Raw genomic sequence first — 26736 nt, forward strand, 5'->3', positions numbered from 1 at the left:
GAAGCGCAGGACGACGTCCTTCGGGATCGACAGTCACGGATTTTCGGCCAGCTCGCGCCAGACGATCATCGTCATCGTGCCGCCGAGCCGCAGTCCGGCGCGCATGTTGCAAAGGGCGGCAACCGGGTCCTCGAAGAACTGGGTGCCGAAGCGCGAGAAGCAGAAATCGTGGATCGGTTCGAACGGATAGGTTTCGACATCGGCTTCGAGAAAGACGGCGTTGCGGATGCCGGCGCGGGCCGCATCGCGGCGAGCATGATCGAGAAAGGCCTCGCAGCAGTCGAGCCCGACAACCAAACCCGAGGGGCCGACGATCCTGGCGAGCTGGAGCGTCGTGTCACCGAAGCCGCAGCCGGCATCGATCACCCTGTCGCCGAGGCCTACCTCCAGCGTCGGGAACACCTGTGCGCTGTGCTGCGCCAGGCCGTCGACGACGATGTGCTTCCAGCGGATGAATTTCGGAACCAGCACGTCGTTCCAGAAGTCCGTGTAGCGCGTTGCGATGAAATGCGGTGGTTGTTGGATCGGTGCCGGGCTGCTCACGGGTGTTTCTCCTTGTTGTCGCGGGTGCGAGCCGGCATCGGCGCCGGCCCGAACCGGAATGGTCGTTGGCGCGAGCCGGCCCTGGGGCCGGCGCGCGGGGTGGATCAGTTCTTGGCGGGTTTCGGTTCGGCGACGAAAGCGAGCGTCAGGTATGCGATGTGGCCGTCCCGGACCACGAAGGTGTCGGCGCCGAAGGGATAGCGGCCGGATGGCGTGTCGCCTTGCCAGAGGAAATAGGCGACGGAGCCGTTCGCCGTGAACTGGCCAGACGTGAATGTCGCGCCCGGTTCCGAGAAACTCTTCACGAAAGTCGTCAGCAGCCCGCGCAGGTTTTCTGTCCCGCTGATCGGCGCCTGGGCGGGCAGTATCACGACGGCGTCGTCGGTAAACGTTTTCAGCATCGCCTCGACGTCGCGCGCGTCCCAAGCCTTCAGATACTGCCTGACCGGCGCTTCGCTGGGGGCTTCATCCGCCATCGCGACAACTGGTACACCGGCTGTTGCGACGAGCACGGTGGCGGCAAGCATTTGCTTCAATCTGGTCATCGTTCTTCTCCTTGCGTGGTGGATTTGCTTCTTGGGTATTGCCGTAGCAGCAGCGATTGCCCGCGGTTTCAGGGCCGTGCTTCGAGGATCATGTTGAAAGGCGTCTCGGTGGCACGGCGGAAACGGCTGAAGCCGCCGGCCTTCGCCACCTCGCGCAGCCTTGCCTCGCCGGCCTGGGCGCCGAGCGCGAGGCCGACCTCCTGGTCGAGCGATGTCGGGGTGCAAACCATGGTCGATCCCGCGTAGTAGATGCGGCCGACCGGGTTGAGGTTATCTTCCAGGCGATCGCCGGCGAATGGCTCGATGATCATCAGCGTGCCGTCGGGCGCGATCGTCTTGCGCACATGCTTCAGGGCGCCCACCGGATCGCCCATGTCGTGCAGGCAATCGAAGAAGCAGACGAGATCATAGCCCGTGCCGGCGAAGGCCTTGGCGCTCTGAACTTCGAATGTCGCGCGCTCAGTGACACCGGCGGTATCGGCAGCCTTGCGCCCTGCCTCGATCGAGCCGGGATGGGCATCGAAGCCGAAGAAGCGCGACTTGGGGAAGGCTTCCGCCATCAGCAATGTCGAGACGCCGTGCCCGCAACCGACATCGGCAACGATAGCTCCGCGTTCGAGCTTCTCAACGACACCGTCGAGCGCCGGCAGCCATTCCTGCACCAGATGATGCAGATAGCTGGTGCGGAAGAAGCGCGCGGTGCCGCAGAACAGGCAAGGGTGGCGCTTGTTCCATCCGACGCCGCGGCCCGTCCGGAAGGCCTCCTCGATCTTGTCGCCATCCATCACCGTGGCGGCGACGATATCGCCGAGCGCGGCCATGAAGACCGGGCTGTCGTCGTCGGCAAAGACGGTTGCCTGCTCCGGCGCCATCGAGAACCGGCCGGACGTGGCATCGTAGGTCACGTATCCGGACGCTGCCTGGGCCGCCAGCCATTCGCGGATATAGCGTTCGGCGGTACCCGTCCGGCCGGCGAGTTCCGACGGGGTCATCGGTCCGCCCGCGGCGAGCGCCTTGTAGAGACCGAGCCTGTCGCCCAATTGCACCAGCGACGCGTTCATCGCGGCGCCGATGTCGTCAAGCATCTTGCCGAGAAAGGCGTTGAGTTTGTCCTGGTCGAGCTGCATTGCATCCTCCGTAGTGACAGTGCCTCGGGAGGATGGTTTACCGGTGTGCCGTCAAAGAACGTCGCGGCGAGCGTCAAAGCTTCGTCAAAAAGAGAACTGCCATCTTTTGTCCGCCCATTGGCGGCTCTATCCTGCGCCGGTGGGGCGAAGCGCGATGGCGAAGATCCGGCTCAGCACCTTCGGCGGTCTTCAGGTCTTCTCAGCGGAAGGCCGACAGATCGCGGTTGCTTCGCGCAAAGCGCAAGCGTTGCTCGTCTATCTCGCCATGGCTGGAGGTCGCCCGCAGTCGCGCGACAAACTGGCCGCGTTGCTGTGGGAGGATCGTGGCGAGGTCCAGGCGCGGGCCAGCCTGCGCCAGGAGCTTCTCGTGCTGCGCCAGGCCCTCGGATTGAAAGGGTCGGAATTGGCGGGAGTCTCCGGGGAGGGGATCGTTCTCGCCCCTGATTGCATCGACGTCGACGCGCTCCACTTCGAGCAACTGCTGGCGGCCCGAACACCGCGAGCGGACGAGGAGGCGGCGGCGCTCTACCAGGGGCCGTTCATGGAAGCTTTCAATCCGAAGGCGCCGGCTTTCGAAAATTGGCTTAGGGCTACGCGGCAGCATCTGAATGAAATGGCCGTCAAGGCGCTGACGGCTTTATTGATAAACCAGATGGCGTCCGGCTCGTCCGCAAGAGCGCTCGAACTGGCGCTCCGCCTGCTGCCGCTCGACCCGCTACAGGAAAATGTTCATCGGGCGTTGATGCAGCTCTATGCCCGTCAGGGTCAAATCGGCGCGGCCCTTCGGCAGTTTCACGTCTGTCGCGAGATCCTGCAGCGCGAGCTCGGCGTGCGGCCCGAGCCGGAGACCGAGCAGCTCTATCAGGAGATTCAGCAAAGGCGGCGCGAGCAGTCCCGGCCTATCGCTGCCGGCCCCGCTGAAGCGGCAAGGTCTTCACGTCAGGAGCCTCAGACCCCCAGCACGGAAGCTACGACCGTGGCGGAGCCGCCGGGACCGGCATCGGAGCTGCGTCAGCTCGTAGTCATGTTTGTCGAGATGGGCGACTTGTCGTTTCTCGCCGACGAGGACGATCCCGAGCGGGAGCGGGCCCTCTCTGCTCGCTTCGCGGACATCGTGCACCGGGTCGTCGCAGACCACGCGGGCATGGTCGACAGGCAGCTCGGCGGCACCACCATCGCCTTTTTCGGCTTGCCGGTTGCCCACGGCAACGACGCAGAACGCGCGTTGCGGGCTGGCTTTGAGATTGTGAGGGCGGTTCGGGCGGCGGAAGACCGCATCCCTCCGGCCCGGATCGGGTTGGCGAGCGGCCGAATGCTGGTCACGAGGCTCGATCAGGACGGCGCGGGCACGCTCACGGTAACCGGCGGCGCCATCCATCTGGCCGGCGCACTCGCCGGAGCGGCGGATGCCGAGGACGTGCTGCTGTCGGACTCGGTGCACCAGTCGGTCGCGCACCTTGTCGACCGCGCCGAACTCCGCACCATCGCTGCCCGGGTTTCGGAAAAGCCGATCGAGGCTTGGCGGCCGGCTGGCCTCTCCTCCGAGGGTGTCGCCAGAACCGCCTTTGTCGGCCGGCAGGTCGAGCTGGCGCAGTTTGCCGGCGCTTTGAAAACGTGTCTCGAAACTGGACGCGGGCTCGTCGTGCATGTCCGCGGCGAAGCAGGAATCGGCAAGACCCGGCTGATCGAGGAATTTCAGAAGCTTGCCGTCGAGCAGGGATTCGAGTGCCACACCGGCCTCGTCCTCGACTTCGGCGCAGGCGCCAAACGCAATGCAATCCGCGCTCTCGTCGAAGGTCTCGCAGTCGAGCCGCGCATCGCCGTCGACAGCGGCCTCGTCGACGCCGATCTGGAAATCCACCTGTACCGGTTGCTGCAGCATTCCCTGCCCGAGGACCGGCGGGCGCTCGATGACGCGATGGACAATGCGGTTCGCCTCAAGGGGCTGGAACAGACATTGCTGCAGTTGGTCGGTCGCGCAAGCGCTCGCCGGCCTCTCGTCCTGACCATTGAGGACGTGCAGTGGGCGGACGCTGAGACGCTGGCGCAGGTCGATGTGCTTGCCGCCTCGGCAACAACGGGCCCGGTACTCGTCGTCACAACTGCGCGCACGGAAGAGGAACCTTCCGGGCCGGCCCGGCAAATGCGAGCCGGCGAGGGGCCGAGGCTCACGCTCGATCTCGCGCCGCTCTACCGCCAGGAGGCCTTGGCCCTCGCGGGTAAATTCCTTGCGCCAACCGATGCTTTCGCCGTCAATTGCGTCGAGCGCGCTGGAGGCAATCCTCTCTTTCTCGAACAACTGCTTCGAAGCGGCGACCGGGGGCCGGACCGGTTACCCGATACCATCCATAGTGTCGTGCTTGCCCGGCTGGACATGCTGCCGCCCGGCGATCGTCACACGCTGCGCATTGCCGCTGTGCTCGGCCAGCTTTTTGCTCCCGATGCCCTCGGCCATCTGCTGGAAAATTCCCGAGCAGGACTACAAGGCCCTGATCCGGCGTGGGTTTCTGAAGCCCGCCGGCAACGACCTTCTGTTCGCGCATGCGCTCATGCGCGATGGCGCATACCTGTCCTTGCCGCGGGAGGAACGCCGAGCGCTGCACCGCCGCGCGGCGCAGTGGTTTGCCGAGCGCGATCCGATCATGCGCGCCGAGCATCTCGAGCGGGCCGAAGATCAGGCCGCGCCCCGGGCTTTCCTTGACGCTGCCGGCCGCGAGAATCGTGCTTATCGCTATGGGCGAGCATTGGAGCTGGTGGAGCGCGGTCTGCGGCTTGTCGGTGATGACGAAACCCATTCCGCGCTCTTCTCATGTCGCGGCGAGATTCTGCTAAGTCTCGGTCGCACCGGTGAAGCCGGCGTCGCATACAGCGAGGCGCTGGCCCTGGCGGACGGTGAGCGCGGGCGCTGCCGGGCGCTCCTCGGTGTGGCAGCGGTCAAGCGCATAGCCGATGATGTCGACGGCGCCTTGGCGGACGTACGGGCCGTGGAGGGCATTGCCGAACGCTCCGGGCTGGACGAGGAAGCCGCCCGAGCGCATTTTCTCCACGGCAATCTGCTGTTTCCGCGCGGGGATATCGACGGCTGCCTGGAACAACATCGGTCGAGCCTCGAACTCGCGCGCCGGGCAGGGTCTACCGAGATCGAGGCAGCGTCATTGGGCGGCATCGGCGATGCGCAGTACATGCGCGGCCGGATGCTCAGCGCGCATCGGCAGTATCGGTCGTGCGTGGAAATCAGTGAGCGCAACGGCTTCGGCCGCATCGCGGTCGCGAACCGCTCGATGGTTGTGGCGACCAGCCTCTATATCGGCGATATCAACGATCTGCTCAGAGAGGCGCTGGCGGCAATCGAGGCGTCGAGGGAGATCGTCCACCAGCGCGCAGAACTGATCGCCCATATGAACGCCTATCTCGCCTGGTCTTCGTTGATGGAACTCGACAGGGCGCTGGCAAGCGCTGAAGCATCCCTCGATCTCGCCCGCGAGATCCAAGCCCCGCGCTTCGAGGCGGAGGCATTGGCTTTTCGCGGCGATGTGCACCGGCTGGCCGGAAGAAACGGCGAGGCCATCGCCGACCTGCAAGAGGCACTGCGCATGAGCCGCAGCACCGGGATGGTGTATCTCGGCCCATGGTATCTCGGCCTGCTGGCTGCGGCCGCCAACGATGCCGCAGCGCGGAAGGCCGCGCTCGAGGAGGGCGAAGCGATGCTGGCGTCGAACGCAGTGAGCCACAACCATCTCCAGTTTCGGCGCTACGCGATCGATGCCTGCCTGGCTGCCGGCGACTGGGCTGGCGCCGACCGCCACGCGGCGAGCCTCGACGCGTTCACGGCAGGTGAACCCTTGCCATGGGCAAGCTTCTTCAGCGCACGCGGCCGCGTGCTCGCGGCCTGTGGCGCTGGCATGCTCTCTCCTTCCCTGGGGAAGGAGCTTCAGGGTCTGTGCAAAGAGGCACGGCGGCTCGGCTTTATCGAAGCAGGCCGGGCGATAGAAGCGGCCGTTGAAGCCGGCGCGGCGGCGTAGTCGCGCGGGGTGCCGCGCGGGGGAACACTCGCGCCTGTCGCAAAGCGGCCGCCCGTTCGAAGCGATGTGCGGAAGAGCCGGAGGCTCCTGAAGCCTGACAGCATGTCGATTGCCCGGTTCTTGTGGAGCGTGTTCCGTACGATGATCGAAGCAAGGCCTGCCGCGCCGCCGCATGCACTGACGAGAAGTTACGTCATTAATCCAATATGAATTGGCCCTCAGGGTCGAGCGATGGACGCGGGGCTAAGCTAGCATAGGTGCGTTCTCGAATTACGGGGCGAGACAACCGATGGTGATCGTTTGGGTTATGGAAGCCCTATCGTTCCCTGAACGCCCGCGCGAAAGAATCCATCATCGGGCGTACCAGATACTCGAAGAAAGTCCGCTCGCCGGTGCTGATGAATGCGTCGACCGGGGTGCCGGGATAAAGCTGCTCGGCCTTCACGCCGGCGGGCAGGGCATCGGTGATCTTCAGCTTGGCGCGGAAATAGGGTTCGTGAGTGGCTTCGTCGATCAGCCGGTCGGCGGAAATCTCGCTGACGGTGGCCGGCACTTCCGGCGTGAGCCTGGTGTTGAGCGCGGAAAGCCTGAGCTTTGCCGGCTGGCCGACATGCACTTGGTCGATGTCCTTCGGCCGCAACCTGGCGTCCACCACAAGGCCGGAGGCCGTGGGCAGGATCTCCATGATCTTTTCGCCGGGCGCGACCACGCTGCCTTGCGAGTTGTAGGTCGAGGACACGACGATGCCCGCCGCCGGCGCGGTGATCGTCGTACGCTCCAGCACCGCTTGCGCGGCGCGCATCCGCTCCTCGATGTCGGCGAGATTGGTCCTCACATCGTCGAGCTTGGTCAGCGCTTCCTCGACGCGCTGCGTGGTGGCGCGCTCGGTCTGCGCCTCCGCCTCGACGATCTGCGTGTTGGCGGAGGCGAGGTCCGCCTCCAGCGCGCCCGCCTGGCCGACGAGGTCGGCCTCCGAGCGCAAGAGCTGCGAATATTCGGTGCGGTTGGTGAGGCCCTTGTCGAGGAGGTCGGTCTTGATGCCGAGCTCCTTCTTCACCACCTCGGCCTGCTGTTCGATTGCCGCCTTCTGCGCGTTCAGCCCTTTGACCGACTCGCGATGCATGGCGACGCGCTGCGCCAGGATAGACTGCTCGGATCGGAAGCGTGCAAGCCTGGCGTCGAACTCCTTCTGCTGTTCGCGGATCAGCTTCTGAAACTCCTGCTGGAACGGCGCCGGGGCGGGCTCGGCGATGGGCGCCAGCGTGGTGAGCCCGTCGCGCTCGGCCTCCAGCCGCGCCGCACTTGCCTTGAGCGCGATCCATTGCCTTGTCAGCCGGTTGAGATCGGCTTCCGCGGCGGTCCGGTCGAGCAGGATAAGGTCCTGGCCTTCGCGCACGCGGTCGCCTTCATGCACCAGCAATTGCTTGATGATGCCGCCCTCTCGATGCTGGATCAGGATGTTGCCGCCGGTCGCCGCGATCGTGCCTTGCGTGATCACCGCGCCGGCCAGAGGCGCTTTGGCCGCCCAATAGCCGAAGCCGCCGGCGAGCAGCGCGATCGCGGCGTAGCCGGCGAAGGCGGTGCGGCGGAAATTGGTGCGCGGGCTGCCGTCGAAGGTGAGGCTCTGCGCCATCGTTCAGGACCCCTAGCGGATGGTCGGCGCGGCGCGGATGGTCGGCGCGAACGATCCTGTCGCCACCGTGCTCCGCTGCGCGGCTTTACCCGGCTGCCGCAACACCTCCGCGCTTGGCCCGAACGTCTCGATGACGCCGCCGCGCAAGACCATCACGCGGTCGCAAGCCACGGCGATCGAAGGGCGATGCGTGATGACGATCGTGGTGACGCCCGCGGCGCGGGTGGCGGCAAGCACGGCTTCCAGCGCGGTCTCTCCGGCGCCGTCGAGATGCGTGCTGGGTTCATCCAGCACCAGGATGCGCGGATTGCCGTAGAACGCGCGCGCCAGCCCGATCCGCTGCCGCTCGCCGCCCGACAGCGTGCCGGCAATCGCCGTCTGGTAGCCGTCGCGCAGCGAAAGGATCAGCTCATGCGCCTCGGCGCGCCTTGCCGCTTCGACGATTGCCGCGTCGTCGGCCTTCGCGTCGAAGCGCGCGATGTTGTCGGCAATCGAGCCGGGGAAAAGCTCCACCTCCTGCGCCAGATAGCCGATATGCCGTCCAAGCTGGTTTTCGTCCCAGGTCCTGAGTTCGGCGCCGTCGATCCTGACCGAACCGCCGCTCGGCTGCGTGGCGCCGACAAGCAGCCGCGCCAGCGTGGATTTTCCGGCGCCGCTCGGGCCGACGATCGCCACCGCTTCGCCGGCGGCTATCGTGAAGCTCAACCGCTTCAGGATCGGCTCGGCGCCGAAGGTGGCATTCGGCGCGATGAAGAAAAGATCCTGCGCGGAGATCGCGCCGGTCGGGTCGGGCAGGATGAGCTTGCTCGCCTGAACCGGCTGCGCCGCCAGGGCTCCTGCGAGGCGCGTCCAGGCGCGCCTGGCCTCGACGAGCTGCCGCCAGGAGCTGATCAACTGGTCGAGCGGCTGCAGCGCGCGCGACGACACTAGCGAGGACGCGAAGATCATGCCGGCCGTCATCTCGCTCTTGAGCACCAGCCAGGCGCCGGTTCCGAGGATCGCCAGCTGCAACATCATGCGCAGCGCCCTGGAAGCGCCGCTGAAGACGGCGTTGGCGCCGGCCGAGCGGTCATGCAGGACAAGCGCCTCGGCCACATGCCGCCCCCATGTGCGCGCGGCGTTTTCCACCATGCCCATGGCGCGCAGCGTGTCGGCGTTGCGGGCAAAGGCCTGCTCGGCCCGGCTCGCCAAGGCCGAACGCTCCGCCGAGAGCGCATCGTTCTTGCCGATGGCAAACTGATTGGCGAAGACCAGCACGACGAGCAGTGCCGCGCCGCCGAGCGTGACCCAGAACAGCAGCGGATGGATCAGGTAGAGCAAGGCGAGAAAGACCGGCGCGAAGGGCAGATCGAAGAGCACCGAGACACCGCGCGAGCGGATGAAGGCGCAGACCGAGGCGAGGTCGGTGAGCGGCGACGGCGCATTGCCGGAGCCGAGCGAAGCCGCGAACGTTCTGGCGCCTAGCCTGTCATTGACGGTCGCGGCGACCCGCTGTGTATAGATGGCGCGGACGGCGTCGAGGAAGCCAAGGAAACCAAGCGCCGCGACCGCGATGACCGAAAGATAGACGAGCGTCTCGACACTGGAGGAGGGCAGCACGCGGTCATAGACCTGGAGCAGGTAGAGCGGGACCACCAGCAGCAGAAGGTTGATGAGCAGCGAGAACAGGCCGACATCGGTTACGGCGCGCAGAAACATCGACCGCAGGCCGGCCTGCCTGATCGCACCCGGAGCGCTCTCCCGTGACATTGGCTCGGCCGCCTAGGCTGTGTGTTCGCCTGCGACGTTCAAATGGCTCTGCTGAAGCTCATCCAGCGTATAAGCATGGATATAGTCGATCTTCATCTGGGCCGGCGTGGCGAGGTGGTCCGGCGGCGCGCCGGCCTGTCCGCCGATCGCGAGATCGACCAGCATATACATCGGCTTGTTCATGTCGGACGGCGTCGCCGCTTCGGCGACCTGCACGCCGTCATAGGTCCACACCAGCTTTTCCGGTGTCCACAGCAGGCCATAGGTATGGAAGCCGGCCGTGTCCATGACGTTCACCGTCGATCCGACCGTCGTGTGCTGCCCCGTTTCGTTGGTATGCGCGGTCACCAGCAGCGAATTCGGCTTCTGGCCATATTTTTCCACCACGTCGAGCTCTGGCGGCCACGAGCCATCTTCCGGCAGCAGCCAGAAGGCCGGCCAGGCGCCGGCGTTTTCCGGCAAGTCGGCCTTCATTTCGAAATACCCGTAGGTCTGCGAAAAGGAGTCGTGCGTGGTCAGGATGCCGGATGTGTACTCGTAATTGTTGATCAAAGGCTTGATATCGGCCGGCGCCTGCGCCGCGGTGATCGTCAGCACGCCATTGTCGACGCTGAAGGGATGCACCGAACTGGTCGGGCCGTAATTGGCGTCGATGTACCACTGCAATTCCCCATTGCGGGTGAGCGTGCTGCCGTTCGGTGCGCCCCACCAGAAATTGGTGTCCCAGGTGCCGCCCTGGGCATTGTGAAGATTGAGCGTGTTGAATTCGTCGCTGAAGGACAGCGTCATGCCGGACTTGTCGATCGGCAGCTCGAATTGGCTGGGCTGCAGCTTGTCGATCGTCATGTTCTTGAATTCGAGGATTTCGCCCGATCCGAGGTTGAGCAGCACATTGGGTCCCGCCTGGATCAGGTTCTCGTGGATGGCGGCGAACGACGTGAACCCGTAGCCATCGAGGCGCACGGTATCGTTCGAGGCGAAATTGACGATCAAGTCGCTCCCGTTGCCCTTCGCGATGATGAAAGTGTCGGCACCGCCGCCGCCGTCGATCAGGACATCGTTGCCCGCGCCGCCGTCCAGCGTCTGGCCGCCCGCCGTGGCGGTGATGATGTTGTCCAGCGCATTGCCGAAGGCGTAATTATGAGCGTTGGTGACGACGAGGTTTTCGACATTGTCCGGCAGCGTGTAGCTCATCCATGTGTTGATCGTGTCGACGCCCTGGCCAGGGTTCTCGACCACCTTGTTGCTCGCCGAATAGAGGTAATAGATGTCGTCGCCTGCGCCGCCATACATGGTGACGTTGACGCCGCTGGCGCCCCAGATGGAATCGTTGCCGCTGGTGCCGTTCAAGGTCGGCCCGGACGAGGACGCCGAAAACCAATGGTTGGAAGCGCCGCTATAGTAAAGAGGAACGCCTATCGCGTTGACGACGAAGCTCATCGGACACTCCTTCCGCGCTGCCCCGCCCGGTGGCTCATTGCAAGTTCAAGTGCCTGGTCCGAACCAACTTGCAACACGGGCTATCGTTCCCGAAAACAAACATTTAGTACAGCGAAAATTGCCGCTATTTTTGTCGATATTTTTGCGCAGATAGAGTAAGCGGAATCTAATACAATTATGGCGCGAGCCATTCTCAATTTTACTTAATTTTGCAAGGTTTTCTGCCAAAAGATTGTGCAGGCAGCCGTGAATGGATGCATTTGTCGCAGCAGGGCGGCCGATTGCCTCCGTTGTAGAGCGGCACGGTAGCGGCGGGACGAAAAATTTGACAGCCTCTGTCGGACCGGCCGAAGTCCGCCGGTCCTTGGGGCATCGATCAACAAAGGAAGGATATCGAGATATGCCCAGCACCATCCAACTGCACCGCGTCCTGGCGACCAAGCCGGAGAAGGTCTACCGCGCATTCGTCGAAGCCGATGCGCTGGCGAAGTGGCTGCCGCCGAACGGCTTCACCTGCACGGTGCACGAGTTCGAGGGCAAGGTCGGGGGCGCCTACAAGATGTCCTTCCGCAACTTCACCACCGGCGACAGCCATTCCTTCGGCGGCGAATTCGTCGAGCTCGTCCCGGGCGAGCGCCTGCGCTACACCGACCGTTTCGACGATCCCAACCTGCCGGGCCAGATCGAAGTGACCGTGATCCTGAAGAAAGTGTCGGTCGGCACCGAGATCAACATCACTCAGGCCGGCATCCCGGACGCCATTCCCGCCGAGGCCTGCTATCTCGGCTGGCAGGAATCGCTGCGCAACCTTGCCAAGCTCGTCGAGCCGGAGATCAACCAGTAAAATGATGGTAAGGCGGCGCCGGTCTCCCGGCCGCCGCCTTACCCAAGGTAAGCAAAACTTCACCAAGCGCTGATAAAAGCCGCTCGATGGATCGCGACAAGAACAACGACCTCTTTGTCCTGATGGCGGCGCTCGCAGCGCTGGCGATCTACAACATTGCCTGCGGCATCAAGACAGGCGAAGTCCGGGGCAAGTTGCATTGGGTCGCGCTGGCGGACGACCCCACTCGCTTTTGGAATATCGTGGTCGGCAATTCGATTGTCTTGGTGGCTGCCATAGCCTTTTTGTGGGTTCTCAATTCCCGCAGAGCGGGATGACCCGAGGCGGCGTCCTCTTTGACCGCATGCTGCCCTTTCACACCGCTCGCGTGATGCCCCCGTCGACGCGGATGTTCTGGCCCGTGATGTAGGCCGCCCCGTCCGAAGCGAGGAACGAGATCGTCGCGGCGATCTCCTCCGACGTACCGTAGCGCTTCATCGGCACGCTGTCGCGGCGCTCATTCGTCGCCGGCAGGCTGTCGATCCAGCCGGGCAGCACATTGTTCATGCGGATGTTGTCGGCCGCGTAGGTGTCGGCGAAGATCTTGGTGAAGGCGGCAAGCCCGGCGCGCGCCACGGCCGAGGTCGGGAACATCGCGCTCGGCTCGAACGCCCAGGCGGTCGAGATGTTGATGATGGCGCCCGATTTCTGTTTCTGCATCACCGGCGTCACCAGCCGGGTCGGGCGCACGGCGTTGAGGAAATAGGTTTCGATGCCCCTGTGCCAGTCCTCGTCGCTGATCTCGATGATCTGCGCGCGAGGCCCGTGGCCGGCGCTGTTAACCAGCACGTCGATGCGGCCCCAGCGTTCCAGCGCGCCGTCGGTGAGGCGCTTGAGGTCGTCGTTCGACTGGTTGGAACCGGTGACGCCGAAGCCGCCGAGCTCCTTGCCCAGCGCCTCGCCCTTGCCGGAGGAAGAGAGCACGCCGACCTTGAACCCATCCGCCGCCAGCCGTTTCGCCGCCGCGGCCCCCATGCCGCTGCCGCCCGCCGTCACCAGAGCTACTTTTTCGCCTGCCATGTCGCTGTCCATCTGTTGGAATTCCCAAAAGTGCTTCTGTTAGCATGGAGCGGGGAGGGCGCGAACCGGATTGGATTGCGCCAACGCGGTCTAGCGATGGGCGGATCGCGCACCGCTCACATCCTAATGGCGCTCATCGCCGCCTTCGACAGTCACATGCAGGGGAGATCATCCGAAGCGGTTGGCCGGAACGCCGCGCATGCCGGGCTTGAGCGAGAACAGGCCGCCCTCGAAAGGGTTGGCGGCAAGATGCTCGGCGCTCATGGTGAAGCGCGCGGAGGTGACGAACAGCGTGTTGAGGTCCGCGCCGCCGAAAGCGCAGCTCGTCGGCCAGCTGCAGGGCAACTCGACGATCCGGTCGAGCCTGCCGCCGGGCGAAATGCGCACGAGGCAGCTTCCGCCCACCACTCGGCAGTTCCAGACATAGCCCTCGGCGTCGAGGCATGAGCCGTCCGGCAGGCCGCGCTCGAAGCCGGCGAAGAAGGGACGCGCTTCGCCGAGCCGTCCAGCCTTCCGGTCCCAGCCATAGCTATAGAGCGCGTTCTTGATCGTGTCGGCGGTGATGAAGCGTCCGTCGGGCAGCCACACCATCGTGTTGGTGATGCCGAACCGGTCCTCGCTGAGGAGCCTCACATCGCCGTCTGGGCAGATCCGGTAGAGCTGGCCCTCATCGCTCGTGATCGCCACCGGTGCGTCGTCCGGCCCGATATTGTTGGCCATGGTGCCGACCCAGAACGACCCGTCCGGCGCGACCACGCCTTCGTTGAGCCGCGTGGCCGGCCGGTCGGCCTCGATCGTCGTGAATGTTCGGAATGGCCCGCCGAAATCCCAGAGCGCGATGTCCTTGCGCAGCCCGACGAGCGCGCCGCCATCGGCGCGCAATCCGATCGACGTGACGAGGTCGCTCGTCGGCCAGCTTTCATGCGCTCCACTTGCCGGATCGAGCCGATGGATCCGGCGGCCGATGATGTCGACCCAGACCAGCCTGCCGACGCGCTCGTCCCATTCCAGGCTCTCGCCGACCACGTCGCGCGCGTCGAAGATCAGGCCGGCTTCCGTTCCGCTCATCGAGTCCCTCCAGATCTGGAATTACGCTTGACACATATCTTTTGCGTGAATTATGAGCAATTCAATAATAACCTGTCATACAGGTCTTGGGGGAGCGGAATGCAAGAGCAGGCGGACCCACCGGATGAGCCGAGCCCTGGCCTAGTCAGCACCGCGATTCAGGCGATCACCCAGCACATCCGTTCCGAGGGCCTTGCGCCAGGCGATCCGCTGCCCAGCGAAGCCGCCATGACGCGCCAGCTCAATGTTTCGCGCACCGTCGTGCGCGAGGCCTTCCGCTCGCTGTCGGCGATGCGCCTGATCGATATGAGCGCCGGGCGCCGTGCCACCGTTGCCAAGCTCGATACCGGCGCCATGTCGATGGTGATCGAGCACGGCATCACCACCCAGCAGATCAGCGTGCAGCAGGTTTATGACGTCAGGCGCACCATCGAGATGCGCACCGTCGCGCTCGCCGCGCTGCGCCGCACCGACCAGGAGGCGGCGGCCATTGGCCGATCGGCCCGGCAGATGCGCGAGAGTTTCAGGAACCCGGAAGCCGTCATGGAGCATGACATCGCCTTCCACGAGGCGATCGCGGCGGCCTCGCACAATCCGGTCTTTTCGCTGATCGTCACCGCCTTCAGCGGCGTCACCCGCCGCACCTGGGTGATCGGGTGGCGCACCCGCTCCTCCGACGAAGCCCAGCTCAAGATGATCAAGGGCCATGAGGACATAGCCGACGCCATCCTCAAGGGCGATCCGCGACTGGCCGCCGAGCACATGGCCGAGCATTTCGACAAGAGCGTCAAGGCGCTCATCGATGCGGGGATCGCCTAGAATGGGGGCAGCCCGATGAAGATCACCGCCATCGAAACAATCCGCATCGAGGAGCGACCGAACCTGCTCTGGGTCGAGGTCCATACCGACGAGGGCATCACCGGGCTCGGCGAGACGTTCTTTCTGTCGCGCACCGTCGAGGAGTATCTGCACGAATATGTCGCGCCCAGGGTGATCGGCCGCGATCCGCTGCAGATCGACCTGCTCGCAGCCGACCTCGTCGGCTATCTCGGCTTCCGGTCCAGCGGTGCCGAGGTGCGCGGCAACTCGGCCTTCGACATCGCGCTGTGGGACATTTTCGGCAAGGCGACCGGCCAGCCGGTCGCGCAATTGCTCGGCGGCTTCAGCCGCCGTTCGATCCGCACCTACAACACCTGCGCCGGCACCGAATACATCAAGGACGCCAAGGGCCAGACGACGGCCAATTACGGCATCGGCGGCGGGCGGGACTATGACGACCTCAACAGCTTCCTCACCCGCGCCGGCGAACTGGCCGAGGAACTGCTGGAGGACGGCATCAGCGCCATGAAGATCTGGCCGTTCGACCACGCGGCCGAAAAGGCGCGGGGCAACGACATCTCGGCCGCCGACCTGAAGGCGGCCCTCGAACCATTTGAAAAGATTCGCAAAGCCGTCGGCGACAAGATGGACGTCATGGTCGAGTTCCACTCCATGTGGCAGCTCCTGCCGGCCATGAAGATCGCGCACGCTCTGCAACCCTACGCGACTTACTGGCATGAGGACCCGATCCGCATGGACAGCCTCGGCGACCTCAAGCGCTACGCAGCCGCCAGCCCGGCGCCGATCTCGGCCTCGGAGACGCTGGGCAGCCGCTGGGCTTTTCGCGATCTATTGGAGACGGGAGCGGCCGGCATCGTCATGCTCGACATCTCCTGGTGCGGCGGCCTCTCGGAAGCGCGCAAGATCGCCTCGATGGCCGAGGCCTGGCGATTGCCGGTCGCGCCGCATGACTGCACCGGGCCGGTCGTGCTCGCCGCCTCGACGCATCTGTCGCTCAACGCGCCCAACGCGCTCGTCCAGGAAAGCGTGCGCGCCTTCTACCGCACCTGGTACCGCGACCTGGTGACCGTGCTGCCGGAGGTCAAGGACGGCATGATCACCGTGCCGCCCGGGCCGGGCCTGGGACTGGCGCTCAATCCGGACCTCGGCCGCGCCTACACCGTCCACCGTCGCGTCAGCGACAGGACAAGCATCTGAAGATCCAAAGGGAGGAACAGATATGAAGAAACTCACCGCAATGCTATTGCTCGGCGTCGCCCTGATCGGCGGCCAGTCCGTTGCCCGCGCCGACGGGCTCAACATCGTCTTCACCCACCATTCGTCGGCCTCGAACACGTTCTGGCAGGCGGTGAAGAAGGGTTTCGACGATGCCTGCGGCAAGGTTGAGGCGACCTGCAACATGGTCTTCACCCAGACCGAGGGCTCGGTCGAACAGCAGGTCGCGAACATGCGCGCAGCCCTTGCCGCCAAGCCTGACGCGCTTTTGACCTCCATTGTCGACGACCACGCTTTCGACGACGTCATCAAGGAGGCGCGCGACGCCGGCGTGCTGGTGATCGCCGTCAATGTCGACGACACCGAGGGCGCCAAGGGCAATGCGCGCCAGGCCTTCGTCGGCCAGGGCTTCAAGCCGGCCGGCTATTCGCTCGCCAAGGCGATTTCCGAGAGCTTCCCGAAGGACGGCCCGATCAAGGTTCTGGTCGGCATTTCGGCCCCCGGCCAGAACTGGTCGGAAAGCCGCGGCGCCGGCATCATTCAATTTGTCGAGGAGTACAAGGCCGCGCATAAAGACCGTGACGTGTCGTGGGAGCGCATCGACAGCGGCACCGATCTCGCCATCACCTCCGACCGCGTCGGCGCCTATCTGAACGCCCATCCCGACACCACGGCCTATTTCGACACCGGCTTCTGGTGCGCCGGCGTGGCGCGCGTGCTGGCCGATCGCGGCGTGGCGCCCGGCAAGGTGCTGCTCGGTGGCTTCGACCTCGTTCCGGAAGTGCTGCAGCAGATGCAGAAGGGTTATGTCCAGGCGCTGGTCGACCAGCAGCCCTACATGCAGGGCTTCATGCCGGTGATGGAGGCCTATCTGAACAAGAAGATCGGCCTTGCTCCTTCGGACATCGACACCGGCCAAGGCATCGTGCGGCCGAAGGAAGCCGACAGCATCATGGCGCTGTCTGCCCAAGGTATGCGCTGAGGTCGCATGCCTTTGAGATTGGCCGAGACGCCCGTCACCGAAATGCTGGCGGGACAGCCCCCCCTCTGTCCGGCAGGACAGAGGGGGTGTGAAGGAACGCGGCGCCCCAGTACTTTTCTCAATCATCGCACCGGAGCCTTTCGTTGAAGCGCCTGTTCAAGACCTATCTCGAAAAACCGGAGCTGGCCGGGCTGATCCTTCTGGTGCTGCTCATCATCCTGTTCCAGGTGCGCTCGCACGGCGTGTTCCTGAACGCCGACAATCTGCGCGGCATCCTTGGCATCCTGCCGGAGGCCGGCCTCGTTGCCATCGGCGTCACCATCCTGATGATCAGCGGCGAGTTCGATCTTTCGGTCGGCTCGGTCTTCGCGCTGATGCCGATGACCATGGCGGTGCTGATGGTGCATGGCGCCCCGTTCCCGCTGGCGTTGCTCGCCGGGCTGCTGGTCTGCGCGGCCATCGGTTTCATCAACGGCTACGTCACCATCCGCTTCGCTATCCCCAGCTTCATCACCACGCTCGGCATGCTGTTCATGGCGCGCTCGCTCACGGTCGTCGTCTCCGGCGGTTTCCCGCCGCTGCTGCCCATCGACCTGCCCAACTGGCTGTTCACCTCCTTTGTCGGCCCCGGCAACATGTTCCGCATGTCATTCCTGTGGTTCGCGGCGGTCGCGGTGTTGACCTCGCTGATGCTCTCGCGCACCAATTTCGGCAACTGGATCAAAGCCACCGGCGGCTTCCTGCCGGCCGCCGCCTCGATGGGCATCCCGACCGCCAGGGTCAAGATCGTCTGCTTTATGCTGTGCTCGGTGCTTTCCGGCTTCGCGGGCATGCTGCAGGTGCTGCGGCTTGGCTCGCCGCTGCCCTCGATCGGCGAGGGGCTGGAATTGCAGGCGGTTGCCGCCGCTGTCATCGGCGGCGCCTCGCTCACCGGCGGCATCGGCACCGTGATGGGCGGGATCATCGGCACGACGCTGATCCGGGTCATCGACAACGGGCTGGTGCTCAGCCATGTCGACGCCAACTGGTTCAAGTTCGCCATCGGCTTCCTGACCATCTTCGCCGTCGTCGCCAATGCCTGGATGCGCAAGCGCGCCAAGGCCATCAAGATGGAGGCTTAAGCCGTGGGTGACGCGATCATCTCGGTGCGCGACCTGCACAAATGGTATTCCGGCGTGCATGCGCTGAAGGGCGTGACCCTCGACTTCCGGCGCGGCGAGGCGCTCGGTCTGGTCGGCGACAACGGCGCCGGCAAGTCGACCTTGATCAACATCCTGTCCGGCGTCCACCGGGCGGACAAGGGTGAGATCAAGGTGGAGGGCAGGGAAGTCAGCATCGCAACCCCGCGCGACGCGATGGATCTCGGCATCGAGACCATCTACCAGTACAACTCCATGGTCCCCACCATGTCGATCGCCAGGAACCTGTTCATCGGCCGTGAGCCGACCCGGTTCTCGATCCTCGGCGTCGGCATCCTCGACCAGAAAAAGATGGCTGAGGAGAGCATCCGCGCCATCGCCAATGTCGACCTGCATCTGCGCTCTCCCGACGCGCTCGTCGGAGAGCTGTCCGGCGGTCAGCGCCAGGGCGTCGCCATAGCCCGAGCTATGCATTTCAAGTCCAAGGTGATGATCCTCGACGAGCCGACCAACCATCTGTCGGTCAAGGAGACGAACAAGGTGATCGGCTTCGTGCGCGGCCTGAAGGAGCAGGGCGTGACAGGCGTCTTCATCAGCCACAATATGCACCACGTCTTCGACTGCTGCGACCGCGTCGTGGCGATGGCGCGCGGCGAGGTCGTGCTGGACAAGCGCGTCGCGGACACCTCGATCGACGAAGTCCACTCCGTTTTGTGAGGAGGAGCCGATGACGATGCTCGCTGGTCGCAAAGTGCTGCTGACGGGTGGCCTAGGCTCGCTTGGCCGGGCTCAGGCTGTGACGCTGGCGCGGGCCGGAGCGCGCGTTCTGGTGCTTGACCGTCCCGATGCCGCGAATGCGGTGGAGATCGTCGCCGGGCTGGCCGGTCAGGCCGGCGGCGATATCGCCTTCGTCGGCTGCGATCTCAACCATCTGGCCGCGGCGGAAGCCGCGGTTGCCGAGCTGGCGGCGAAGGAAGGCGGCATCGACATCCTGATCAACAACGCGGCGCTGATCATCAATCGGCCGTTCGAGGAATTCTCGCTCGCCGAGTATGAGGACCAGATCCGGGTCAACTCCTCGGCCGCCTTCGCGCTGGCGCGGGCTTGCGCGCCCGGCATGAAGGTCAAGGGCTACGGCAAGATGGTCAATTTTTGCTCGATCACGCTCAACGGCCGCTGGGACGGCTACGTGCCCTATGTAGCGTCGAAAGGCGCCATGCTTGGCCTCACCAAATCGCTGGCGCGCGAGCTGGGGCCGCATGGCATCAGGGTGAACGCCGTGTCGCCGGGCGCGGTGGTCTCGGAGGCGGAAGAGCGCGTCTTCGGCGACCGGTTGAAGGAATACAATGACTGGATCCTCGCGAACCAGAGCCTGAAGAAACGCATCGAGCCGGACAATGTCGCCGATCTCGTGCTGTTCCTCGTCTCGCCTGCCTCCGACATGATTAGCGGCCAGAACATCGCCGTCGACGGCGGCTGGTGAGAGATGGCCGGCATGATCGAGCTGAATGACGGGCAGGCGAGGCTGGTCGTGGCGCCTGAAACGGGTGCGGCGATCGCCCGCTATGACGCGCTCGCCGCCGGCGCCGCGCCGGTTCCGCTCCTGAAGCCGGGGGATGGCGGTGGCGCTTCAGGCTGCCAGCTCCTTGTGCCGTGGTCGAACCGCATCTCGGGCGGCGGCTTCACTTTCGACGGCCGCTTCCATGCCGTCGCGCCGAATGTGCCCGGCGAAGCCTTTCCGATCCATGGCGACGGTTTTCAGAAGCCTTGGCGGCTTGCCCGCCGCACCGATACCGAGGCGGAGCTGCTGCTCGACGAGGGCGCTATCGGGCCTTACCGTTATGAGGCTACCGTGACTTATGCGCTGCGCGACGGCGCGCTGGAGGCGCGCCTCAGTGTCGAGAACCGCGCCGGCATGCGCCTGCCTTACGGTCTCGGTTTCCATCCCTGGTTTCCGCGCGGCGAGACAACCACGCTGCAGGCGAAGGCGAGGCGTGTCTGGCTGGAGGACGAGCGGCATCTCCCCGTCGGCGTCGTGCCGGTGAGTGAGCGCCCGATCTGGGATTTCGCGCAAGCCACGCCGCTGCCGCCGGCTTGGGTGAACAACGCCTTCGAGGGCTGGGACGGCCGCGCCACCATCGCCCAGCCGGAGCAGGGCGTCGCGGTCACGCTCGCCGCCTCGCCGGAGCTCGACGTCTACATCCTTTATTCGCCGTCACCGGATGCCGGCTTCTTATGCTTCGAGCCGGTCTCGCACACCGTCGATGCGCATCACGGCGAGGGGCTGACGGTGCTCGCGCATGGGGAGACGATGAGCGCGGCGATGCGGCTGGACTGGGCGGAAACCGATTGAGGGCGCTCCGATCTCACAGCTCCTTCTCCGCCAGTTCCCTGAACCCGTCGGGCACCGAGCGCGTGCCTTCCAGCGCCACCGTGCCGTAGCCAAGCGCCTCCCTGCCGAAGCGCTGGCGGATCTTGTCGATGGCGCGGTCGGCGCCGAAGCGGGCGAGACCCTTGCGGCTGCCGGGCTTCAGCTTCTCGTCCGCCAGGCCGAGCGGCAGTTCGAGCTGCAGTTCGGCTCCTTCCTCCAAATGCGAGACGGAAATCGCCAGCAGCGAGATGTCCCTCTCGCCCGGATGGGCGGCGAGCACGCCGCGAACCAGCTCCTCGGCGATCTCGGCGAGCATCGTGGTGGCCTGGATCGGCTGCTCCAGCGTGACGGAGCGGGTGACCGCGCGCATGTCGGCGAACCGCACGCGCACCGTGACCGTGCGGCCGGGCCGGTCCTTGGCGCGCAACCGGCTGGCGACGCGGTCGGCCAGATGTAGGAGCGTCGGCAGGAAGACGCGCGGCAGCGCGGGCTTCCGGCCAAGCGCCGACTGCGCGCCGGCGGAATGCGCTCGCCGATGCATATCGAGCTTCCGCGGGTCGCGGTTCCAGGCAAGGGCGGCGAGCTTCTGGCCGGCAGCATGGCCGATCAGCCGTTCCAGCGCGCCGCTATGGGTGCGCGCCAGTTGCCCGATCGTCTCGATGCCGATCTCCGCGAGCCTTGCCCTGGTCGCCGGGCCGACGCCCCACATCAGCGTGACGGGCAGGTCGTGCAGGAAGGCGAGCTCGCCGCCGGGCTCGACCATCACCAGCCCGTCGGGCTTCGCCACCTGCGAGGCGATCTTGGCGAGATGCTTCGTCCGCGCCACGCCGATCGAGATCGGCAGGCCGAGCTCTGCCTTCACCCGCTCGCGGATTTTTCGTGCGATCTCTTGCGGCGGCCCGAACAGATGCGTGCAGCCGGCGACGTCGGCGAAAGCCTCGTCGATCGAGATGCGCTCGACCAGCGGCGTGAAGTCGTCGAGCACCTTGATCGCCGCGTCGCCGAGCCGCTGGTATTCGCTGAAGCGTCCGCCCACGAAGATCAACTGCGGGCAGAGCTCCCGCGCCTTGCGGCCGGGCATGCCGCCGCGTACGCCGAAGACCTTGGCTTCATAGGAAGCCGCCAGCACAACGCCGCCGCCGACGGCGATCGGCTTGCCGCGCAGCGACGGATCGAGCAACTGCTCGACCGACGCATAGAAGGCATCGAGATCGGCATGCAGGATGGTGGCGGCACTTGAAGCGGCGTTCGTCCCGAGCATCCCGCGCTCCTGTCTGCGGCCCGCCGCCCTGCCGCGTTGCAGCATTAGATTTCTCTGTTGGAACAGGGCGGATTTCAGGAACAGAAAGAGAACAAAAGAAGTCTCGTGTCAAGGACGCGTAGGGCCGTTTCGTTTGTCTACAGGCAAACGAACGAGGTGCTTCATTCGAATGAATGAGACGGCGTTTGCACCTGCGAAAGGGGTCGGAGCGACGGCTCGCCCCGATCCCACGGCATCGCCTGCCTTAGCGGCGGGTCTATAAGCCGTCCTACGCCGGCTTGGCGTATTCTTCGGCGCTCAAGAACTCGATGCATTGGAACGGCTGGTTGCCTTCGACCCAGGCGTCGTGGCCGGGCGGGATGGTGTAGGAAGAGCCGGCCTCAAAGGTCTTTTGCGTGCCGTCGGTCAGCCGCACCGTGATCGAGCCGGATACGACATAGCCGACATGCGAGACCTGGCAGCTGTCGGTCTTGACCACCGGCTTAACGCATTCGGACCATTTCCAGCCCGGCTGCATGTTCATGCGCGCCAGCGAGTAACCCGGCAGCCGGACGATCTCGACACGCGTCTTGGCGGGCGCGCGGACCTCGTCTGGATTGTTGTGCGATTTGGATTCGAGCTTCGTCACATTCACAGCAGTTTCAGCCACGGCATCCTCCCATGTGTGAAGCGGCGCCTGACGTTGCGATCGTCGGCGACCGCTGTCTCATACATACGCCTTGTTATGAGGGTTCGCTAATATAATTGGAGGCACGCTCGGCCCTGAAGATTTGGCGCTTCTTGTCGAAAGTTATTGCGGACCTGATCGCCGGGTGCTTTCCTGTTTTCGCGCTGGCACGGCGGTGGTTGAGGGACCCATCCGTTCTCGCCCGACAGGGAGAATTCGATGCGACCCTCGGCAACGATTAAGGCGATACCGTCGCGGCTTTTCGCAATCCCCATCAGCATTACGTCCACCTGCTCAGCGCTGGCCGAACGCCGCGCCGGCGCGACATAGCAGGGCAAGGGGACAAACTTTTGGGCGGAGATAATCAACACCACCAGGAGGAAACCAATGCTTGATCCAGCCGTGAAAGGCTATTCGCGCCCGCCGGTCATTGCCGCCCGTCGCGGCCCGCCGGCGCTTCGCCAATGCTGCGACAGCTATGTCTGTCCGGTCTGCAGCCAGGTCGTCGAACTGAAGGATTATCGCCAGGTGCTATGGCACCAGCAGCCCGGCCATCAGCAGATGGACCTCGAGGACTGAGTATCGGGCTCAATCGCTCGGACATACGGCGCGACTAGATGCTCGGTGTGAGATCTACCGTTCAGGGAACGGCCTGCGGTTCGCAAGAACACGCGGACCGAGAGTGAAGCAGCGAAAACCAACGCTTCGCCGGGCACTCGGCTGCATGCATATCAACGGTCTGGGACCATCTTCAGACTGAAGTCTCACCCATCGAACGCAGAGGCCCGAGACATCGATTTGTAAGAAACAAGAGGACATCAATTTCATTTGGTAGCAAGCCGCCGGACAAAGTCCCTTCATCGGCGGTTGACCACGGAGTGCCTGCCATTCCTGCGATATGGCAGGCACTCCTTCCCTCGTGAACCCGGCAACATGATCGCGAACCTGTTTGCCGCGCTGCTTCTGGCGGTATTGATCGGCGGCGTCTTCCTCCTCTTCGGCAGGCCGCTCTGGCCACAACGCGATGCCGAGATGGTGATCCTCCTTCCGATCGACGCGACCGCGACAGGCTCGGTGCGCAGGGCCTGTGTCGAGCCGTGCCTGCCGGCCCGCTTCGATCTCAAGCTCGCGCCCGTCAGGTCACCCGATGAAGGCGGGCGGGGGAACCAGTCCGCGGCTCATGCCGTTGATTGAGCGAAGGGATGGCGCTGGCGGAGGCCGCCATGGGTAATTTTGAACTCATCGATCTTTTGTGCGTCATCGATGCATGCGCGAGCGACCCTTTGGCCGGGCGTGTCGTGCCGATGTCCAAGGCAGTCGAGGAATTGCGCGTGCTGACCGGCGATTTCGTCTCGTCGGATGAGGACGCGACCAACGCCTTGACACAGGTCGCGCTCGAGCGCGGCTGCGCGGTGCTCTTCGACGAGCAGGCGGGCGCGGATATCGTGGACCAGGCGTAATCTCCTCCAGACGGGAGACTGGCGCTCATTTCGCCAGGGTGATCATCCGGCCCGCATACGCCGCCCGGCCTGCGAGTTCGGCCGTGCAATCCGACTTTACGGCCGAGTTCCCTATCATTGCTACAGTATCGCCGACCAGCCTCAGGCAACTGCCCTGGGCTGTCATATCCGAATTTCCGGTATAGGTGATGGCGGCGTCCGGAGCATAGATGAAGCCGCTCACCACCGAGCCGGATCCGCCGTTGAGCAGCAGGGGCTGAGTGTTGCCATGCGCCTGGAAGATGGTGATGCCGGCGTAAGGACCGCTCGTCGGCGGCGAGAGGTTCACCTGCTCGTTGGCGTTGATGGTGAGCCGCGAATTCTCCATCAGGAAGATCGTCACGCCCTGTCCGCTCAGGCTGCCGTTGCCCCCCGGCTTTATGGTGACGTTGCGCATGAGGTAGGTGCCAGGATTGAGGGTGATCTTTCCCGACAAGGTCCTGTCGCAATAGGTGCCCGGCGAGAGCGTCACCGTTTTGCCATTGGGCACCGGCAGGCAGAGCGTGTAGGCAGGCGGAACGACATCCGCCAGCGGATCGAACGAGGCATACTGGTTCTCTTGCGGCGCGCCGCAGGAAAGCGTGGCGTTGGGCGGCGTCAGCCCCTGCGTGCCGCCGACGGTCGAGACGCAGCCGGCGCTGACGATCGCCGAACCTCCTCGGCTGACGGCGTCGGGCGCGTCCGAATTGGCCGCTATCACGCAGCCATTCATCGTCACATCGGTCGAGCCCTGCAGGTTGACCGCGCCGTCGGCGTGCTGATCGAGCGCGAGCACGCAGGCTTGCGCGCCTGGTTTGAGCTTGACCGAGGCGGTGCGCGTCGCCTGCCAGGCCGGCATGCCGCTGACGAAGGCCGGCCGGCTGATGCTCGACGACAGCGAGATGAAATAGGCGCCCGGACCGCCGCTTGCGCTGGCCTGGAAAGCGGCGAGGCTGCCCGACAGCTCCTGTGCGTCGGCTGCGCTCATATTGGCGGCGAAGAAGGTCTGGCCGAGCTGCTGCACGTCGCTCGCCGACATGCTCGCCTGATATTTCGTGCCGATCGCCAGGCCAGCCGCGTCCAGCGAGTTCTGCAACTGCGCGGCGTCGTCGCTCGTGCCTATCAGGTCGATGGATGCCGCGACGCCAAGCATAAGCGGCACCATGGCGACTGCGGCCGCGATCGCGAAGTTGCCGCGTCTCGATGCCAAAAAACGTCCCAACATGAGTCATCCTCGCCGATATGCGGTATGTGATATGCGCGCCGTCTCAACGAGCGATTTGCAAAAAAGATAAAATGCAGAAAAGCTAAAACATTAGCTTCTACAGATGGTTACGCCTTAAGTCCGATATGTGTTGGGCCTTAGGTCTGAGTCTGTGCCGCGCAAGGTGGGAACAAGGGAGCGCTGGAGGCCCACCGGTGCAAATCGAGCGAAATAATTAGGCATTCGTTCACATCGCAATGATGACGTGGCGGCTGGGATAGCTTGGGTGCGCTCGGCCATGGCCTCTTCGGGTCGTTTCTTCAGACATCTTTTTTCTCGAGTTTCTTTTCGACGCTTTTGCGAAGGCATGGGCGGCAATGTCGCGACCATATTCGCGCTCACCCTGCCGGTCGTCGTCGGCGGCGCGGGGCTCGGCGTCGAAACCTCCTATTGGTACTATTCGAGCCTGAAGCTGCAGGCGATCGCCGACGCGGCAGCTTATGCCGGGGCGTTGGAAAAGGTCCAGGGGTCCGACACCGCGGCGATCACGGCGGCTGCCACGTCATCGGCCGCCTCGAACGGGCTGGGCGAGGGCACCATCATCGTCAATACGCCGCCCATTTCGGGGCCGAACACGGCCAAGAAGGCGGTGGAGGTCATTCTCAACCAGAATCTCGACCGGATGTTCACCTCCATCTTCACGCAGACAAAGGTGCCGGAGCGGGCGAGGGCGGTGGCCCTGATCACCGACGCTTCGAAGGCCTGCAACCTGGCGCTCAGTCAGTCGGCCTCGCAGGCAGTGCTCTATTCCGGCAGCACCAGCGTCAAGCTGACCGGCTGCGTCATCATGTCGAACTCTATTGCGAACGATGCCATCAAAGTGCAGGGCGCGGCGGGACTTCAGGCCGATTGCCTGATTTCGGCCGGCGGCATGGTGCTGAACAACCCGGTGACTACGGTATGCAAGGCCCCGATCACTCAGGCCCTGCCGGCGGCCGATCCGTTCGCCAGTCTGCCGGCGCCCGCGAGTAGCGGCTCCTGCCAGAACGTCAACGGTGGTAAGTCGACGCAAACAATCCAGCCCGGAACCTACTGCAATGGCATGAACCTCAACGGCATTGTCACGCTTTCTCCCGGCGTCTATGTCGTCCAGGGCAATTTGAAGATCAACGCGGGCGCGGTCGTCCAGGGCAGCGGCGTAACCATCTACATGGCGGGCAGCAACACCGTCAGCATGAACGGCAACGCCACCGTGACGCTGAGCGCGCCGACCTCGGGCACCTATTCCGGCGTGCTGTTCTACGGCGACAGGACCGGAACCGCGGCGCAGAGCACCTTCAACGGCACTGCGACCTCGCTTTTGACCGGCGCCATCTATTTTCCTAGGCAGCGGGTCAATTACCTTGGCAATTTCTCGGGTCAAAACGGCTGCACCCAGGTTGTTGCCGACACTATCCAGTGGTCGGGCAATTCGACCATCAACCAGGATTGCTCGAGCCTTGGGATGAAGGACATTCCGGCGGCACGGTCGGTCGCGGTCGTCGAGTGA

26 protein-coding genes are annotated in these 26736 nt (G+C 64.6%); 15 read left to right on the forward strand and 11 right to left on the reverse strand.

The window, feature by feature from the left end; translation table 11 throughout:
• Nucleotides 1-33 precede the first annotated feature (33 nt).
• The 3 genes from ACVMIM_RS17235 to ACVMIM_RS17245 form a co-directional block, all read right to left on the reverse strand.
• A complete protein-coding gene (locus tag ACVMIM_RS17235; protein WP_476113439.1) occupies nt 34-543 on the reverse strand; it encodes a class I SAM-dependent methyltransferase in 510 nt (169 codons plus the stop codon).
• Between the two features lie 104 nt (nt 544-647).
• Nucleotides 648-1070, reverse strand: coding sequence for a nuclear transport factor 2 family protein (locus ACVMIM_RS17240; protein ID WP_476113441.1), 423 nt, complete (start codon nt 1068-1070; stop codon nt 648-650).
• An 86-nt stretch (nt 1071-1156) separates the two neighbouring features.
• Entirely contained in the window at nt 1157-2215 is a 1059-nt protein-coding gene (locus tag ACVMIM_RS17245; protein ID WP_476113443.1) for a class I SAM-dependent methyltransferase, read from the reverse strand.
• A gap of 154 nt (nt 2216-2369) precedes the next feature.
• Here ACVMIM_RS17245 and ACVMIM_RS17250 point away from each other — a divergent pair, with 154 nt between their 5' ends.
• Entirely contained in the window at nt 2370-4916 is a 2547-nt protein-coding gene (locus ACVMIM_RS17250) for a BTAD domain-containing putative transcriptional regulator (protein WP_476113445.1), read from the forward strand.
• Nucleotides 4858-6237 carry a tetratricopeptide repeat protein gene (locus ACVMIM_RS17255; protein WP_476113446.1) on the forward strand — a complete coding sequence of 460 codons (1380 nt, stop codon included), beginning with the start codon at nt 4858-4860 and terminating at the stop codon, nt 6235-6237. Before ACVMIM_RS17250 ends, ACVMIM_RS17255 begins: the two co-directional genes overlap by 59 nt.
• Before the next feature lie 316 nt (nt 6238-6553).
• On the opposite strand, the gene ACVMIM_RS17260 is transcribed toward ACVMIM_RS17255, so the two are convergent.
• Genes ACVMIM_RS17260 through eglC form a run of 3 tightly spaced genes read right to left on the reverse strand, consistent with a single transcriptional unit; the run spans nt 6554 to nt 11059 of the window.
• The gene (locus ACVMIM_RS17260; RefSeq protein ID WP_476113448.1) at nt 6554-7870 is read right to left on the reverse strand and encodes an HlyD family type I secretion periplasmic adaptor subunit; all 1317 of its coding nucleotides are present in this window, start codon (nt 7868-7870) and stop codon (nt 6554-6556) included.
• 12 nt (nt 7871-7882) lie between these two features.
• Nucleotides 7883-9619 (reverse strand): type I secretion system permease/ATPase, encoded by a 1737-nt coding sequence (locus ACVMIM_RS17265; protein ID WP_476113450.1) that lies wholly within the window; start codon nt 9617-9619, stop codon nt 7883-7885.
• A gap of 12 nt (nt 9620-9631) precedes the next feature.
• Nucleotides 9632-11059, reverse strand: a complete 1428-nt coding sequence (gene eglC / locus ACVMIM_RS17270) for an endo-1,3-1,4-beta-glycanase EglC (protein ID WP_476113451.1) — start codon at nt 11057-11059, stop codon at nt 9632-9634.
• Nucleotides 11060-11459: 400 nt separating this feature from the next.
• On the opposite strand from eglC, the gene ACVMIM_RS17275 reads away from it, so the two are divergent.
• Both ACVMIM_RS17275 and ACVMIM_RS17280 read left to right on the forward strand, forming a co-directional pair.
• Entirely contained in the window at nt 11460-11903 is a 444-nt protein-coding gene (locus tag ACVMIM_RS17275; protein WP_041001510.1) for an SRPBCC family protein, read from the forward strand.
• A gap of 86 nt (nt 11904-11989) precedes the next feature.
• Nucleotides 11990-12220: a hypothetical protein gene (locus ACVMIM_RS17280; protein WP_041001508.1), complete on the forward strand. Its 231-nt coding sequence runs from the start codon at nt 11990-11992 to the stop codon at nt 12218-12220.
• Nucleotides 12221-12257: 37 nt separating this feature from the next.
• Here the strand turns inward: ACVMIM_RS17280 and ACVMIM_RS17285 are convergent, their stop codons facing one another.
• Both ACVMIM_RS17285 and ACVMIM_RS17290 read right to left on the reverse strand, forming a co-directional pair.
• The gene (locus ACVMIM_RS17285) at nt 12258-12962 is read right to left on the reverse strand and encodes an SDR family oxidoreductase (RefSeq protein ID WP_476113453.1); all 705 of its coding nucleotides are present in this window, start codon (nt 12960-12962) and stop codon (nt 12258-12260) included.
• Nucleotides 12963-13130: 168 nt separating this feature from the next.
• The gene (locus ACVMIM_RS17290) at nt 13131-14030 is read right to left on the reverse strand and encodes an SMP-30/gluconolactonase/LRE family protein (RefSeq protein WP_476113455.1); all 900 of its coding nucleotides are present in this window, start codon (nt 14028-14030) and stop codon (nt 13131-13133) included.
• 99 nt (nt 14031-14129) lie between these two features.
• Between ACVMIM_RS17290 and ACVMIM_RS17295 the strand changes: the two genes are divergently transcribed.
• The 7 genes from ACVMIM_RS17295 (at nt 14130) to ACVMIM_RS17325 (ending at nt 20559) form a co-directional block, all read left to right on the forward strand.
• Nucleotides 14130-14849: a FadR/GntR family transcriptional regulator gene (locus ACVMIM_RS17295; RefSeq protein WP_476113456.1), complete on the forward strand. Its 720-nt coding sequence runs from the start codon at nt 14130-14132 to the stop codon at nt 14847-14849.
• A gap of 15 nt (nt 14850-14864) precedes the next feature.
• Nucleotides 14865-16067, forward strand: coding sequence for a mandelate racemase/muconate lactonizing enzyme family protein (locus tag ACVMIM_RS17300; protein ID WP_476113457.1), 1203 nt, complete (start codon nt 14865-14867; stop codon nt 16065-16067).
• A 22-nt stretch (nt 16068-16089) separates the two neighbouring features.
• On the forward strand, nt 16090-17067 hold the full coding sequence (locus tag ACVMIM_RS17305) for a substrate-binding domain-containing protein (RefSeq protein ID WP_476113459.1): 978 nt from the start codon (nt 16090-16092) through the stop codon (nt 17065-17067).
• Between the two features lie 143 nt (nt 17068-17210).
• Nucleotides 17211-18188 (forward strand): ABC transporter permease, encoded by a 978-nt coding sequence (locus tag ACVMIM_RS17310; RefSeq protein WP_041001498.1) that lies wholly within the window; start codon nt 17211-17213, stop codon nt 18186-18188.
• A gap of 3 nt (nt 18189-18191) precedes the next feature.
• On the forward strand, nt 18192-18923 hold the full coding sequence (locus ACVMIM_RS17315; RefSeq protein ID WP_476113460.1) for an ATP-binding cassette domain-containing protein: 732 nt from the start codon (nt 18192-18194) through the stop codon (nt 18921-18923).
• Between the two features lie 10 nt (nt 18924-18933).
• Nucleotides 18934-19689 (forward strand): SDR family oxidoreductase, encoded by a 756-nt coding sequence (locus tag ACVMIM_RS17320; RefSeq protein WP_476113461.1) that lies wholly within the window; start codon nt 18934-18936, stop codon nt 19687-19689.
• 12 nt (nt 19690-19701) lie between these two features.
• The gene (locus ACVMIM_RS17325) at nt 19702-20559 is read left to right on the forward strand and encodes an aldose 1-epimerase (protein WP_476113462.1); all 858 of its coding nucleotides are present in this window, start codon (nt 19702-19704) and stop codon (nt 20557-20559) included.
• A gap of 13 nt (nt 20560-20572) precedes the next feature.
• Here the strand turns inward: ACVMIM_RS17325 and dinB are convergent, their stop codons facing one another.
• Both dinB and ACVMIM_RS17335 read right to left on the reverse strand, forming a co-directional pair.
• Nucleotides 20573-21838, reverse strand: a complete 1266-nt coding sequence (gene dinB / locus ACVMIM_RS17330; RefSeq protein WP_476113463.1) for a DNA polymerase IV — start codon at nt 21836-21838, stop codon at nt 20573-20575.
• Between the two features lie 268 nt (nt 21839-22106).
• On the reverse strand, nt 22107-22487 hold the full coding sequence (locus ACVMIM_RS17335; protein WP_476113465.1) for a cupin domain-containing protein: 381 nt from the start codon (nt 22485-22487) through the stop codon (nt 22107-22109).
• A gap of 405 nt (nt 22488-22892) precedes the next feature.
• Here ACVMIM_RS17335 and ACVMIM_RS17340 point away from each other — a divergent pair, with 405 nt between their 5' ends.
• The 3 genes from ACVMIM_RS17340 (at nt 22893) to ACVMIM_RS17350 (ending at nt 23965) form a co-directional block, all read left to right on the forward strand.
• Nucleotides 22893-23084, forward strand: coding sequence for a hypothetical protein (locus ACVMIM_RS17340; protein WP_476113467.1), 192 nt, complete (start codon nt 22893-22895; stop codon nt 23082-23084).
• Nucleotides 23085-23438: 354 nt separating this feature from the next.
• Nucleotides 23439-23699 (forward strand): polymerase, encoded by a 261-nt coding sequence (locus tag ACVMIM_RS17345; protein ID WP_476113468.1) that lies wholly within the window; start codon nt 23439-23441, stop codon nt 23697-23699.
• A 29-nt stretch (nt 23700-23728) separates the two neighbouring features.
• A complete protein-coding gene (locus ACVMIM_RS17350) occupies nt 23729-23965 on the forward strand; it encodes a hypothetical protein (RefSeq protein WP_278050150.1) in 237 nt (78 codons plus the stop codon).
• 25 nt (nt 23966-23990) lie between these two features.
• On the opposite strand, the gene ACVMIM_RS17355 is transcribed toward ACVMIM_RS17350, so the two are convergent.
• Nucleotides 23991-25208, reverse strand: coding sequence for a TadE/TadG family type IV pilus assembly protein (locus ACVMIM_RS17355; protein ID WP_476113470.1), 1218 nt, complete (start codon nt 25206-25208; stop codon nt 23991-23993).
• 346 nt (nt 25209-25554) lie between these two features.
• Between ACVMIM_RS17355 and ACVMIM_RS17360 the strand changes: the two genes are divergently transcribed.
• Nucleotides 25555-26736, forward strand: a complete 1182-nt coding sequence (locus ACVMIM_RS17360) for a pilus assembly protein TadG-related protein (RefSeq protein WP_476113472.1) — start codon at nt 25555-25557, stop codon at nt 26734-26736.

This window comes from Mesorhizobium sp. USDA 4413 (assembly GCF_056280365.1).

Excerpts from the sequence above, each read along its gene's own strand:
- ACVMIM_RS17245 (WP_476113443.1), bottom strand. The coding sequence starts at position 2,215 with ATGCAGCTCGACCAGGACAAACTCAACGCCTTTCTCGGCAAGATGCTT.
- ACVMIM_RS17290 (WP_476113455.1), bottom strand. The coding sequence starts at position 14,030 with ATGAGCGGAACGGAAGCCGGCCTGATCTTCGACGCGCGCGACGTGGTC.
- ACVMIM_RS17305 (WP_476113459.1), top strand. The coding sequence starts at position 16,090 with ATGAAGAAACTCACCGCAATGCTATTGCTCGGCGTCGCCCTGATCGGC.
- ACVMIM_RS17240 (WP_476113441.1), bottom strand. The coding sequence starts at position 1,070 with ATGCTTGCCGCCACCGTGCTCGTCGCAACAGCCGGTGTACCAGTTGTC.
- ACVMIM_RS17275 (WP_041001510.1), top strand. The coding sequence starts at position 11,460 with ATGCCCAGCACCATCCAACTGCACCGCGTCCTGGCGACCAAGCCGGAG.
- ACVMIM_RS17360 (WP_476113472.1), top strand. The coding sequence starts at position 25,555 with ATGGGCGGCAATGTCGCGACCATATTCGCGCTCACCCTGCCGGTCGTC.
- eglC (WP_476113451.1), bottom strand. The coding sequence starts at position 11,059 with ATGAGCTTCGTCGTCAACGCGATAGGCGTTCCTCTTTACTATAGCGGC.
- ACVMIM_RS17340 (WP_476113467.1), top strand. The coding sequence starts at position 22,893 with ATGCTTGATCCAGCCGTGAAAGGCTATTCGCGCCCGCCGGTCATTGCC.
- ACVMIM_RS17250 (WP_476113445.1), top strand. The coding sequence starts at position 2,370 with ATGGCGAAGATCCGGCTCAGCACCTTCGGCGGTCTTCAGGTCTTCTCA.
- dinB (WP_476113463.1), bottom strand. The coding sequence starts at position 21,838 with ATGCTCGGGACGAACGCCGCTTCAAGTGCCGCCACCATCCTGCATGCC.
- ACVMIM_RS17295 (WP_476113456.1), top strand. The coding sequence starts at position 14,130 with ATGCAAGAGCAGGCGGACCCACCGGATGAGCCGAGCCCTGGCCTAGTC.
- ACVMIM_RS17345 (WP_476113468.1), top strand. The coding sequence starts at position 23,439 with ATGATCGCGAACCTGTTTGCCGCGCTGCTTCTGGCGGTATTGATCGGC.
- ACVMIM_RS17280 (WP_041001508.1), top strand. The coding sequence starts at position 11,990 with ATGGATCGCGACAAGAACAACGACCTCTTTGTCCTGATGGCGGCGCTC.
- ACVMIM_RS17325 (WP_476113462.1), top strand. The coding sequence starts at position 19,702 with ATGATCGAGCTGAATGACGGGCAGGCGAGGCTGGTCGTGGCGCCTGAA.
- ACVMIM_RS17260 (WP_476113448.1), bottom strand. The coding sequence starts at position 7,870 with ATGGCGCAGAGCCTCACCTTCGACGGCAGCCCGCGCACCAATTTCCGC.
- ACVMIM_RS17255 (WP_476113446.1), top strand. The coding sequence starts at position 4,858 with ATGCGCGCCGAGCATCTCGAGCGGGCCGAAGATCAGGCCGCGCCCCGG.
- ACVMIM_RS17350 (WP_278050150.1), top strand. The coding sequence starts at position 23,729 with ATGGGTAATTTTGAACTCATCGATCTTTTGTGCGTCATCGATGCATGC.
- ACVMIM_RS17355 (WP_476113470.1), bottom strand. The coding sequence starts at position 25,208 with ATGTTGGGACGTTTTTTGGCATCGAGACGCGGCAACTTCGCGATCGCG.
- ACVMIM_RS17320 (WP_476113461.1), top strand. The coding sequence starts at position 18,934 with ATGACGATGCTCGCTGGTCGCAAAGTGCTGCTGACGGGTGGCCTAGGC.
- ACVMIM_RS17300 (WP_476113457.1), top strand. The coding sequence starts at position 14,865 with ATGAAGATCACCGCCATCGAAACAATCCGCATCGAGGAGCGACCGAAC.
- ACVMIM_RS17285 (WP_476113453.1), bottom strand. The coding sequence starts at position 12,962 with ATGGCAGGCGAAAAAGTAGCTCTGGTGACGGCGGGCGGCAGCGGCATG.
- ACVMIM_RS17265 (WP_476113450.1), bottom strand. The coding sequence starts at position 9,619 with ATGTCACGGGAGAGCGCTCCGGGTGCGATCAGGCAGGCCGGCCTGCGG.